This window comes from Neisseriaceae bacterium CLB008, assembly GCA_041228285.1.
Lineage (GTDB): Bacteria > Pseudomonadota > Gammaproteobacteria > Burkholderiales > Neisseriaceae > JAGNPU01.
Window position 1 is genome coordinate 2,665,589 of sequence record CP166133.1, and the last position, 12,548, is coordinate 2,678,136.

Annotated in this window: 10 protein-coding genes; 8 read left to right on the forward strand and 2 right to left on the reverse strand. The window is 53.2% G+C overall.

Features of this window, described 5'->3' with window-relative positions; genetic code table 11:
* Positions 1-94: 94 nt before the first annotated feature.
* Together rplM and rpsI are read left to right on the forward strand one after the other, a co-directional pair.
* Positions 95-523 (forward strand): 50S ribosomal protein L13, encoded by a 429-nt coding sequence (gene rplM / locus AB8Q18_12335; protein XDZ50958.1) that lies wholly within the window; start codon positions 95-97, stop codon positions 521-523.
* Positions 524-536: 13 nt separating this feature from the next.
* Positions 537-929 (forward strand): 30S ribosomal protein S9, encoded by a 393-nt coding sequence (gene rpsI, locus AB8Q18_12340; GenBank protein XDZ50959.1) that lies wholly within the window; start codon positions 537-539, stop codon positions 927-929.
* A gap of 107 nt (positions 930-1,036) precedes the next feature.
* Here the strand turns inward: rpsI and recJ are convergent, their stop codons facing one another.
* On the reverse strand, positions 1,037-2,731 hold the full coding sequence (gene recJ / locus AB8Q18_12345; protein ID XDZ50960.1) for a single-stranded-DNA-specific exonuclease RecJ: 1,695 nt from the start codon (positions 2,729-2,731) through the stop codon (positions 1,037-1,039).
* Positions 2,728-3,723 (reverse strand): hypothetical protein, encoded by a 996-nt coding sequence (locus AB8Q18_12350; GenBank protein ID XDZ50961.1) that lies wholly within the window; start codon positions 3,721-3,723, stop codon positions 2,728-2,730. Before AB8Q18_12350 ends, recJ begins: the two co-directional genes overlap by 4 nt.
* 365 nt (positions 3,724-4,088) lie before the next feature.
* On the opposite strand from AB8Q18_12350, the gene AB8Q18_12355 reads away from it, so the two are divergent.
* The 6 genes from AB8Q18_12355 to AB8Q18_12380 all read left to right on the forward strand — a co-directional run bounded on the left by AB8Q18_12355 (position 4,089) and on the right by AB8Q18_12380 (position 12,478).
* A complete protein-coding gene (locus AB8Q18_12355) occupies positions 4,089-5,345 on the forward strand; it encodes a M23 family metallopeptidase (protein ID XDZ50962.1) in 1,257 nt (418 codons plus the stop codon).
* A 69-nt stretch (positions 5,346-5,414) separates the two neighbouring features.
* On the forward strand, positions 5,415-5,822 hold the full coding sequence (locus AB8Q18_12360) for a hypothetical protein (protein ID XDZ50963.1): 408 nt from the start codon (positions 5,415-5,417) through the stop codon (positions 5,820-5,822).
* A 108-nt stretch (positions 5,823-5,930) separates the two neighbouring features.
* Positions 5,931-8,216, forward strand: a complete 2,286-nt coding sequence (locus AB8Q18_12365) for a Tex family protein (GenBank protein ID XDZ50964.1) — start codon at positions 5,931-5,933, stop codon at positions 8,214-8,216.
* Between the two features lie 275 nt (positions 8,217-8,491).
* Positions 8,492-10,000 (forward strand): lysine--tRNA ligase, encoded by a 1,509-nt coding sequence (gene lysS / locus AB8Q18_12370; protein ID XDZ50965.1) that lies wholly within the window; start codon positions 8,492-8,494, stop codon positions 9,998-10,000.
* Positions 10,001-10,523: 523 nt separating this feature from the next.
* A complete protein-coding gene (locus AB8Q18_12375) occupies positions 10,524-11,018 on the forward strand; it encodes a MarR family transcriptional regulator (GenBank protein XDZ50966.1) in 495 nt (164 codons plus the stop codon).
* Between the two features lie 35 nt (positions 11,019-11,053).
* A complete protein-coding gene (locus AB8Q18_12380; GenBank protein ID XDZ50967.1) occupies positions 11,054-12,478 on the forward strand; it encodes an efflux transporter outer membrane subunit in 1,425 nt (474 codons plus the stop codon).
* Positions 12,479-12,548: the final 70 nt, after the last annotated feature.

Below are 12,548 nucleotides of genomic sequence, written 5' to 3' on the forward strand. Positions count from 1 at the left end.
AATTAAGCGCCTATCGCCCGAAACAGCAATTGACAGGGTGTGCAAACTACTCTAAAATCGACAACTTTCTAGTATTTAATAGATGGATCATTCCATGAAAACCTTTTCAGCTAAACCGCATGAAGTACAACGCGATTGGTTTGTAGTGGACGCTCAAGACAAAGTCTTGGGTCGTGTTGCTGCAGAAATTGCTCGCCGTTTGCGCGGCAAACATAAGCCAGAATTCACACCTCACGTGGATACTGGTGATTACATCGTTGTGATTAACGCCGACAAACTGCGCGTTACCGGTAACAAAAACCTAAACAAGATTTACTACCGTCACTCTGGCTACCCTGGTGGTATCTACGAGCGTAACTTTAACGAAATGCAAGAGAAATTCCCTGAGCGCGTTTTAGAAAAAGCGGTTAAAGGTATGCTTCCTAAAGGTCCTTTAGGTTACGCCATGATCAAAAAACTTAAGGTATACGCTGGTGAAGAGCATCCTCACACTGCGCAACAACCTAAAGTTTTAGACATTTAATAAGGACACACAAATGAACGGTAAATATAACTACGGCACAGGCCGTCGTAAAAGCTCAGTAGCACGTGTGTTCATGCTTAAAGGCACTGGCGCTATTGTTGTTAATGGTCGCCCAATTGACGAATTCTTCGGCCGCGAAACCAGCCGCATGATTGCACGTCAGCCTTTGGCTTTGACTGAAAACCTAGAATCTTTCGACATCAAAGTAAACGTTGTTGGTGGTGGTGAAACTGGCCAAGCCGGTGCCATCCGTCACGGCATCACTCGCGCTTTGATCGACTACGATGCAGCTTTGAAACCAACCTTGTCTCAAGCCGGTTTGGTGACTCGTGATGCTCGTGAAGTTGAACGTAAGAAACCTGGTCTACGTAAAGCACGTCGCGCCAAACAATTCTCAAAACGTTAATTCGTTTTATGGATACCCAAAAAGCCACCCAATCGGTGGCTTTTTTATCGCCCAGCAAAAATCAGCCACAAAAAAGCACGCTTTTCAGCGTGCTTTTAAATAACAGATTAGGCAGCATCCCAATAATCAATGTATAGCTGCAATTCCAGTTGATTGCGCCACTCATTGGCAATGGGGCGGTAGACAGCCCGCATGCGCTGCGGCAAATCCACCACGCAATTAAACATCATCGCCTCAAACACCACGCCATCGCGGCTTAAGCCCACTTTTTTATGGCCCCTGCCCACGACGCGTTGCCAGGCCACCTCAAACTCATCCACAAACAGCGGTGCCGCAAAACCCTGACCCCACACCTGCTGTGACAGCATTTCGGTATTGGCCAAGGTTAACTCACGCGCCGGCAGGCTGCCATCGGTCAGCATGACTCGATTCAGCTGCTCCGGCGTCATCAATTCCTGTACACAGGCCTCGAACGCCTGCTGAAACCGCACCAAATTAGCCGTCAAAATACTCAGGCCAGCCGCCATGGCATGGCCACCAAATTTTAAGATTAAATCAGGATGCCGTTTGGACACCAAATCCAAGGCATCGCGCAGGTGCAGCCCTTCAATCGAACGCCCCGAACCTCTGATCTCGGTCTCGCTCGCACCGGCAAACACAATCGTTGGCCGATGAAAGCGCTCTTTTAAGCGCGACGCCACAATACCCACCACCCCCTGATGCCAATCCTCTTGATACTGCACCACGGTGTAACGCGACTCAGACAGCGTTTGCGGCAGATTAGCCAGCGCTTCTTCGCTCATGCCTTGCTCAATGCTGCGGCGCTCTTTATTCAGCGCATCCAGCTGCTCAGCCAAGCTCATTGCCTCATCAGCTTGGGTGCTGAGTAAGCAGCGAATGCCTACGCTCATGTCGTCTAGCCTACCTGCAGCATTAATCCGCGGCCCAAGGGCGAAGCCCATATCAAACGGCGTGGCCTTACGCGCATCGCGCTTGGCTACTTGAAACAGGGCAGAAATCCCCGGACAGGTTTTCTGGGCCCGCATCCGCCGTAAGCCTTGAGCCACCAAGATACGGTTATTGTGATCCAGCGACACCACATCGGCTACCGTTCCCAGCGCCACTAAATCCAGATAGGCGCCCAGGTTCGGGGCAGGCCTAGCGTCGGTAAATAGCCCTTGAGCGCGCATGTGCGCCCGCAGCGCCATCAACACATAAAACATCACCCCCACCCCCGCCAAAGACTTACTGGGGAAGTCGCAGCCAGGCTGATTTGGGTTCACAATCAGACAATTAGGCAAAGTATCGGCCGGCAGGTGGTGGTCGGTCACCAACACCTCAAGACCCAATGCCTGCGCGTGAGCCACACCAGCGAGGCTGGCAATGCCATTATCCACGGTCAGAATAATCTTGGCCGGCGTCTGCGCCACCATATCCACCACTTCAGGCGTTAAACCGTAGCCATTTTCAAAGCGATTGGGCACCAAGAAATCCACATTAGCGCCCAAGGCAGCAAGGCCTTTCATGCCCACAGCACAGGCCGTGGCACCGTCGGCGTCGTAATCGGCCACGATCATGATCGGCGTTTGAGCGGCAATGGCAGCAGCCAAGCGCTCACTCATTAAATCAATGTTTTTCAATAGCTGGTAATGATGTAGCCGGCCTAAATCTTCCTGCATTTCTGCCGCATCCTGCACCGCGCGAGCAGCGCACAAACGCGCCAATAAAGGCGTCACGCCCGAATCGGTCAATTGACGATAAACGCCTTCATCCACCGTCCGAACGGCAATTTCTGTTTTCAAAGCACTCTACCTGTAAATAACTGTTGTTTACGCCAAAATGCCCAGTGCGCCTTACCGCTTAAGACCACCTGACCACCATAGGGGCCATGAGCCACCAACCGTAGCTGGCTGAGCTGCCCCGACCTTAACGCCGCCACGGCGGGCGCGATGAAGCGCGTTTCCAGCTCCAGCAAGCCTTGGCGATAGCCCCAAGCATCATCATATTGCATGGCACCCAATAAATCCTCTAGCAATAGGCAGGCCTTCATCTCCACCACGCCCTCTTCTTGGCGCTGCGCTTGCCAAGCGGCAAAGTCATAGGGCGCATCGTGGGCCGCTACGGCCATTTGCTCGCCTTGCTGCGGCGGCACAAAATAGGCCACATCAGCCCTTTCTTCACCCTGAGGCGATGCCATCGACCACAGCCAGACGCCATTAATGCTGATCTGACCCCGAGCCTCACGCTCGGCGTTCAGCGGATGTTGATACAACCACATCTGAATTTCGGTTTGAATCCGCTGCACCTGCATTGCGTCACGGCCTTGCGGCTGATGGCCGTCTACGTCTTGACCCACCACATCGATCAAATCCACCAAGCTCAAATCCCACCCCTTAGGCACGCTTAAATGCCACAAATCAGGGTGAGTGGGCGTCAGCTGCCATTCATCTGCCTGTAAAAACTCATTTAGGCCGGTGCACAGCAGCGCAGCCTCATCCGAGTTAATGCCGTGAACGGCGCTGTCGGCTAAGGTGATGTAGTCACGGTTTACCCGTAAATGCACGGGGCTAAGCCAATAGTGGTCGCGCTCGGGCGCCGCCTGAGCGTAATAGCTGGCCCAATCTTGTAGCGGTAAAAAACGCTGGTACAGCTGACTTAAGCGCATGGATTCGGCTTGGTGCTGGCCAAAACGCCAAACCTGACCTAACGCAGGCAAGGCTACGTCGCTCAACAAAACCTCAGGCGCATCGTCTTGGCCCCAACACAGACCCGGCACCAATAGTGTTAATTGCATAAAATACCCTTATCGCCCATAGCCAAACCAAAAAATTCATTTTACACCATTCACCGCCAACCGACACGGAACGCCCTTTACTGAATAATTTAAGGCCCCACCGTTGTTATTTCACCACCCATCCCCATTTAAGTTGCTTAACCCGCTCAGCCCTTTTGTGGTCGCCGTTTACATTTTATAAAAATATTTTTTTGAACAAATCATTTCCTTAAATGATGAAAAATAACGTTTTTTGTCGCCATTTGGGGAACCTATTGCTAAAATAGCGGACTGACTATTCATTGAATATATTAATCATTATCCTTACGCACATGTTTAAAATAAATCGTTTTAAAGAACTGAGCAGTAAAACCAAAGTGAAAATTTTGGCTTTTACCCTCCCTTTTTTTGGCATCGTCACCGCCTCTGCCATCGGGATGAGCACGCAAGAAGTGCCGCTGCCGCCCGTACATAAGGTGATTGACCAACTGGTCTTGCCTGATCTACCGCAAACGCCTATTGAGGCCACTAATACCTATTGGCAAGAAGAATTGATTCAGTCCGGCGATACCTTACGCGGGCTGTTAGCGCGCCTTGGTGCGTCTAAAGAAGAAGTTCAATCATTTATCCGCAACAGTGATTTAAGCAGCGACTTACTTCATTTAACCGAAGGCAAAAGCGTGAGCGTGCAGTTTGGCGGCACCGGTGAGCTGATGGCGATTCAACTCTTGCTCGACGACGACAACGGCGACAAAACCTTGGTGGCGATTGAAAAAGAAAACGGCGAATGGCGTACCAGCTCCGACGCCATCAACGCTCAGCCAGTACCCACTGTGCGCAGCATCACCATCAGCCAATCGGCTCAGCGCGACCTCATGAAGTCTGGCGTCCCTGGCGACATCAGCGCCGCCCTGAATGAAGTATTCAGCGACCAGTTTCCTTTAGCCACCCTCGGGCGCGGCGACAAAATCAACTTGGTTTATGAAACCCTATACCACCGTGGCCTAGCCGTGGCCTACGGCAATATTTTGGCGGTCGAGATCACCAAAAATAATAAGCTCTATAGCGCCTATCATTTTGACCATGGCGACAACACTGGTGCTTACTACAGCAAAAATGGCCAAACCCTGAAAAAAGGCTTTGACGTACAGCCAGTCAGCAATGCGCGCGTGAGCTCTCCGTTTGGTATTCGCAACCATCCTATTTTAAACACGGTCAAGAAACACAACGGCATCGATTACGCTGCCACCATCGGCACCCCGATCAAAGCACCGGCGACCGGCAAGATCACGTTTAAAGGCGTTCAAGGCGGCTATGGCAACACCATCATCATTACCCATCCAGGCGGTGTAGAAACCCTATACGCCCACATGAATGGCTTTGGTAAAGTGGCATTAGGCCAAACCATTCAAGCTGGCACGGTGATTGGTTTTGTGGGCAATACGGGTCGTTCAACCGGCCCGCATCTGCACTACGAAGCCCGTATTAATGGTCAAGCAGTGGATCCTTCCAGCATCGCCTTGCCCACGCGCAACCTTAACGCCCGCGAGCTGGCCCAGTTTAGAACCGACATCCAGCTAGTCGAGCCACAGCTAGCCGCCGTGCGTCATTTAAACGTACGCATGTTCGCCAAAGCCGATTAAACATTCAGCTAGCGGCTGCTGGCTGAATATTGCTTGAACATGTTTCATGACACAGAAAGGGGCAACCATATGTTCTTAAAATCCCTAGTCACCTTAACCCTTGCCGTCACCCTCAGCGGTTGCTTAGCCTTGACGCCAGAGCAGCAAGCGGCTCGTCAGGCACGCTACGCCGAATCGCTGCGCCAGCTACAGGTTTCTTTGGCCAGCCAGTGCGACCCCATTGCCGCCGATTTAATGCAGCGCCAGCCTGAGGTGAAAGCCTTTGGCTCGGAAGCCGAGCAAAAAGCCTTTGACCGCCAATACAAAGAGCGCGTTGACGATCCGGTGTTCCAGGCCTGTTATAAACTGGCCTTACAAACCTATCGGCAGCAGCAAGCGCTTGAAGCGGCCGACATGCGCGAGCGCCAGCGCGACCTACTCTACGAACAACGCATGATGATGTGGCGGCCTTACCCCTATTATCGTCACCGCCGTTAACCCCCAGCGATGCTTAGGCATCGCTGTTTTTTTGGCGATGATTTGTCAACTTTACCCAAATAACGTTATCCTCTGTCCTTTCGTCTCTCACTCAACCCTCGAGTCCACATGACCATTATTGAACGTTTGGCCCAAGAGCTGGCGGTTAAAACCGCACAAATCAACGCTGCTGTGACTTTACTGGATGAGGGCGCCACCGTGCCCTTTATTGCCCGCTATCGAAAAGAAGTCACCGGCGGCTTAGACGACACCCAATTACGCACCTTAGACGAACGTCTGGTGTATCTGCGCGAGCTTGAAGATCGCCGCGCGGCCATCATCAAAAGCATCACCGAGCAGGACAAGATGACCGACGCCTTAATGGCCGACATCGCCAGCGCCGACAATAAAACCCGCTTAGAAGACCTATACTTACCGTATAAGCCCAAGCGCCGCACCAAGGCCCAAATGGCCCGCGAAGCAGGCATAGAGCCTTTGGCCGAAGCCCTGCAGGCCAATCCTGAGCTCGATCCTGAAACTGAGGCCACAGCCTACCTGAACCCAGAGCTGAACTATGCCGATGCCAAAGCCGTTTTGGACGGCGCGCGCGCCATCTTGATGGAAACCTTTGCCGAAGACGCCACCCTCATCGGCGTCTTACGTGATCGCCTATGGCAGATCGGCGCCGTCCACGCCAAAGTGGTGGCTGGGCAAGAAGCCGCTGGCGAAAAATTTGCCGACTACTTCGCCCACCAAGAGCCCATCAAGACCATCCCATCGCACCGAGCATTGGCCATTTTACGCGGACGCAACGAAGGCATTTTGCACGCCACCTTGGCTTATCAACCAGAAGACACCCCCATCACCCAAGCCAGCGAATTTGAAGAACGCATTGCGGCACACTTCCACATCGCGGCCAAAAATCGACCTGCCGACAAATGGCTGCTCGACACCGTTCGCCTCACTTGGCGCGCCAAAATTTTTCTGTCACTAGAGCTAGAGGCGTTTAACCGCGTCAAAGAACAGGCTGACGCCGAAGCCATCAGCGTGTTTGCCAAAAACCTGCACGACCTCTTGCTGGCGGCGCCTGCGGGCAGCCACGTGACCCTAGGCCTAGACCCGGGCATTCGCACCGGCGTGAAGGTGGCCGTGGTCGACCAAACCGGCAAGTTACTCGACTTTGACACCATCTACCCACACCAGCCGCGCAACGACTGGCAGGGCAGCTTGGCCACCTTAGCCAAGCTGGTGGCCAAACACAATATTACGCTGATCGCCATCGGCAACGGCACCGCTAGCCGCGAAACCGACAAGCTCGCCGCCGAACTGATCAAAGGCTTAAAAAACGCCCAGCTGCATAAAATTGTGGTCAGTGAAGCGGGTGCATCGGTGTACTCTGCCTCTGAACTGGCCGCGAAGGAGTTTCCGAATTTAGACGTATCGATTCGCGGCGCGGTGTCCATTGCGCGACGTCTACAAGACCCATTAGCCGAGCTGGTGAAGATCGATCCTAAATCAATTGGCGTGGGCCAATACCAGCACGACGTCAATCAAGGCCAGCTGGCCAAAAGCCTAGACGCCGTAGTGGAAGACTGCGTGAATGCCGTCGGGGTGGATTTAAACATGGCCTCAGCATCGCTCTTGACTAAGATCTCTGGCCTAAACGCCACCTTGGCGCAAAACATCGTCGAGTTTCGTAATGAACACGGCGTCTTTAAAAACCGTAAGCAGCTATTAAAAGTACCGCGCCTAGGCGCCAAAACTTTTGAGCAAGCGGCGGGTTTTTTGCGCTTGGCTCAATCTAGCGAACCCTTAGACGCTTCTAGCGTTCACCCCGAAGCCTATCCTCTGGTGGCCAAAATGCTGGCCGACCAAAACCTCAGCGTGGCCGACGCCATGGGCAACGCCGAAGCCATTAAGCGCATTAAGCCGACCGAATACACCAATGAGCAATTCGGCTTACCGACCATTATGGACATTTTGAAAGAGCTGGAAAAACCCGGGCGTGACCCGCGCGGTGAATTCAAAACGGCAGCCTTCTCCGAAGGCATTGAGGACATCAAAGACCTTACGCCAGGCATGGTCTTAGAAGGCGTCATCAGCAATGTGGCCAACTTTGGTGCCTTTGTGGACATTGGCGTACACCAAGATGGTCTGGTACACATTTCCATGCTGACCGACCGCTACGTGGCCGATCCACGTGAAGTGGTGAAAGCCGGTGACGTGGTCAAGGTGAAGGTATTAGAAGTAGACGTACCGCGTAAGCGCATTGCGCTCACCATGCGCTTGAACGACGAGCCGAAAAAGCGCGACGCCCACGCCTCGGTCCCTACTTCGCGCCGACAGGCTAAGCCTCAGCCCAGCGCCGCACCCGACACAGCGCTGGCGGCGGCCTTTGCCAAACTGAAAAAATAGGCCCATTAGCCGCACTCACCCCCTACCCATGTTGACGGCATCGGTAGGGGATTTTTCATGATGCGTACCCATCCACGCTGCCGCGCCAAGCAAAATCACCCAATTTGTGGCTCAGGCCCCACCATTCTAGAAAATTTCCGGCGAAAAGATGAAAATGTTTGCAATCTGCTCTAGAATAGATTCTTTTTCCCGCAAGATTGTCGCCATCATGTGATGTGATGCACGGACGCTTTGGCTGCGTCACGCAATCTTCGACATTAGGATCAGGAACCACCATGAGCGAAGGCACGCAACAACCTCTATTAGATGAAAACCAAATCATGGCGCTACGCCGTGAAAAGCTAACCAATATTCGCAAAGAGCGCAGCGCATTCCCCAATGACTTTAAGCGCGACACTTTTGCGGGCGACGCCCAAGCCAAGTATGGTGACTTAGACAAAGAAGCTCTTTCTGAAATGCACGTTGAAGTAGCCGTTGCCGGCCGTATGATGCTGCAACGAGGCATGGGCAAGGCCAGCTTCGCCACCATCCAAGACGTCAGCGGCCAAATTCAGCTGTACGTGAACGACCAAGGCGTAGGCGAAGCCCTACACGCCGACTTTAAACATTGGGACCTAGGCGACATCGTGGGCGCCCGCGGCGAACTGTTTAAAACCAATAAAGGTGAATTATCAGTACGCGTGAGCGAACTGCGCCTCTTGACCAAGTCATTGCGCCCGCTACCGGATAAACACCACGGCCTAGCCGACCAAGAGCAAAAATACCGTCAGCGCTACGTCGACCTCATCATGAGTGCCGAGACGCGCGACACCTTCATGAAGCGCAGTAAAATCATTCAAACCGTGCGTAACTTCATGGTGGGTGAACAATACCTAGAAGTCGAAACCCCAATGATGCACACCATTCCTGGTGGCGCCACCGCTAAGCCGTTTGTGACCCATCACAATGCGCTAGACATGCCTTTATACCTACGCATCGCACCGGAACTATACCTAAAACGGTTGGTGATCGGTGGCCTAGAGCGCGTATTTGAAATCAACCGCAGCTTCCGTAACGAAGGCATGAGCACCCGTCACAACCCAGAATTCACCATGATGGAATTCTACGAAGCCTTCAGCACTTACGAGCGCATGATGCAAATGACGGAAGACGTGATTCGCGCGGCGGCTCACGCCGTTTGCGGCACCGACGTGGTGCTATACGGCGACAAAGAAGTGAATTTAGCCAAGCCTTTTGACCGCTTAACCATTGTGCAAGCGATTCAAAAATACAATCCACAATACACTTTAGAGCAGCTAAACGATGAAGCTTGGGTGAAAAATGAAATCAAACGCCTAGGCGGTAAATTACCCCCTAGCCCAGGCTTGGGCAGCCTACAGCTGGAGCTGTTTGACGAAACCACCGAAGGCCAATTATGGCATCCGACGTTCATCATCGACTACCCGATTGAAGTATCGCCATTAGCACGTGCCTCTGACACCCAAGACGGCGTCACCGAACGCTTTGAGCTCTTCATGGTGGGCCGCGAGTTGGCCAATGGCTACTCAGAGTTAAACGACCCTGAAGACCAAGCCGCCCGCTTCCAAGCGCAAGTAGCCCAAAAAGACGCCGGCGACGACGAAGCCATGCACTATGACGCCGACTACATCCGCGCCATGGAATACGGCCTGCCTCCAACCGGTGGCTGTGGCATTGGCCTTGACCGCTTGGTGATGCTTTTGACCAATAGCCAAAGCATTCGCGACGTGATTCTGTTCCCGCAAATGCGCCCAGAACAGGCTTAAGCCTCACCTTACGCCCAAGCCCGCCTCTGGCGGGCTTTTTTGTGGGCGACAATGCCGCGTGGTAAAGCGCAGCCTACCTATTTGAACCACGATACCGCCACACCCACAGCCCCCCCAGCCCCGTACCTGCTCATTTATACCGCCAATTTCTGGCGGCCCCTAACCCTTATCGACCAAAAAAACATCATTTTGCGAATGTTTACTCACATAATGCCGAGTTTTTGCTCGCATTAAAAACGGCCTCTTACCCCTTACGTTATCAATCACAGCTGTCTAAATACGTCCATAAAACCTATTTTTACTCATATTTAGGCGCTTGCCTTCCGACCAAAAGCCCTGCAAAATGCGTGGGCCTCACCAACAAATGATAGCAACTATCATTAGAATAATGACATTTAACCTAGCCCAGAAGGCTGATTACATAAACCTTATTGCAAATAGGGTTTTATAAATGCATCAAAAAACTTGCCTTTTAAACTTCTCACTCCTAAAATAGTCACCCTTGTGATTATATTTGATGAAAATGAATAACTCTTTTACCTACGTTGAAGACACCATAGACAGAATCGCAGCAACCCACCCCTCCACCAATAAAAAGCGGGTAGTGGTGGCGCGGCTGTTTCATCACATCACGCCACGGCTGACCAGTTACTTAAACGAACAGCTCAAGCCTTTTGGCCTGTATGAAGCCACCTGGCTATCCTTATTGGCGCTGTACGCCCACGAAGAACACGTTCAGTCGCCCACCGACTTAAGTGAGGTTTTAGACGCATCACGCACCAGCGCCACCCGCGTGGCGGATGAGTTGGTTAAAAACGGCTGGGTCGCCCGCACCTGGTGCGATCAGGATCGCCGTAAGGTCATTCTCACCCTCACGCCCGCAGGCCACGAACTCATCAACACCGTTATTCCCGCCCTACAAAAACAGTTTGCCGCCCTTTGGGCTGATTTCGAGCCCGATGAACTGGCCCTATTTGAAGGCTTGATGCGCAAACTGCTGTCTCGCCTAGGCGGTTAATCTTGTCCACCACACACTCCCAGGAGCCTGCATCAATGAAATCCACATCATGGCCCGTTAAAGCCAGCAGCCTCATGCTTGCCCTTGCGCTAACGGGCTGCGCCAGCATGGGACCAGACACCTCGGCCCAGCGCCCTCTCGACTCTGTTGCGCTACAGCTGCCCCCAGGCGAAACCGCCCCATTACTCGAGGCCTGGTGGCAAAACCTAGGCGACAGCCAGCTCAATCGGCTGATCGACCAAGCGATTGCCCAATCGCCCTCTTTGGCCATGGCCCAAAGCCGCCTCAACCTTGCAGAAGCACAGGTAGGCGCCAGCCGCAGCAGCTTAGGCCCCCAAGTTGACCTCAATGCCAGCGGCAACCGCCAGCGCTATTCTGAAAACAGCGCCACCCCAATGGCGGGCAGCACATTAAACAACTACACCGTCAGCATCAATGCCGCCTGGGAGTTTGATTTCTGGGGCAAGCACCGCGCCCAAGTAGCGGCAGCTTTAGGCACCTTACAGGCCGCTCAATTTGAAATTGCCCAGTCGCGCCTGCTGTTAGTGCAAAACATCATCAGCCAATACACCCAATTACAGCGCTTAGACGCCCAAATTAAGGTGGCAGAAGAGCGCATTATGGTGTTAAGCACCATCCAAAGCCTGCTCCAAGCGCGCGTCAACGTCGGCATTGAAGCCGGCACTGCGCTGCACGACAACCAAATCAATGTGCATCAGCTCCAGCTCCAGCAGCACGCCCTCAAGGCGGCCGCCGACCGCACCCGTCACGCCCTAGCGGCCTTAAGCGGCCAGCAAGCGCAAGCCTTGAATCAGTTTAGCCCGACGGCATTAACCCCCGCTTTGCCGGTTAATACCCAGTCGCTGCGCGCCGATCTATTAGGTAAACGCCCAGACATCGCCGCCCAGCGAGCGCTGCTCGAGGCTGCATCACAACGCGTGCGTTCGGCCAAGGCCGAGTTCTACCCCAACATCCAGCTCACGGGCTTAGCAGGCTATAACGCGATCAGCACCGGTGATCTATTTGATCAAGCGTCGCACATTTTTACCGTGATGCCCGCCCTTACGCTGCCCATCTTCCACAGCGGTGCCTTGCGCGCCAATCTGGCCGGCAAACGAGCTGAATACGACGTGGCCATTGCTGAATACAACCAATCGGTGCTCAACGGTATCAAGGAAGCCGCCGATGCGCTGTCTGACTGGCAGCACGGCCAAAGCGAAGTAGCAGAGGCACAGCTGGCTTGGATCAGCAGCGACAAACTCAGCAAAGCCTATCAGGCACGCGTACGCGCGGGGCTAGAAAACAAAATGACTTGGTTACAAAAACAATCGGTCAGCTTGGCCCAACAAAGTGCCTACATCGACAGCTTGGCCACCCAAAAACTGGCCTGGAATGCGCTTAATACTGCCTTTGGCGGTGGCTTTAACAGTGAACACGCTTCTTCAAGGAATGAACCATGAGTCAAGACACACACAATCAACCAGCAGCAACCGCCCCAGAAGCTGCGCCGAAAGGCAAAACCCCGAAACA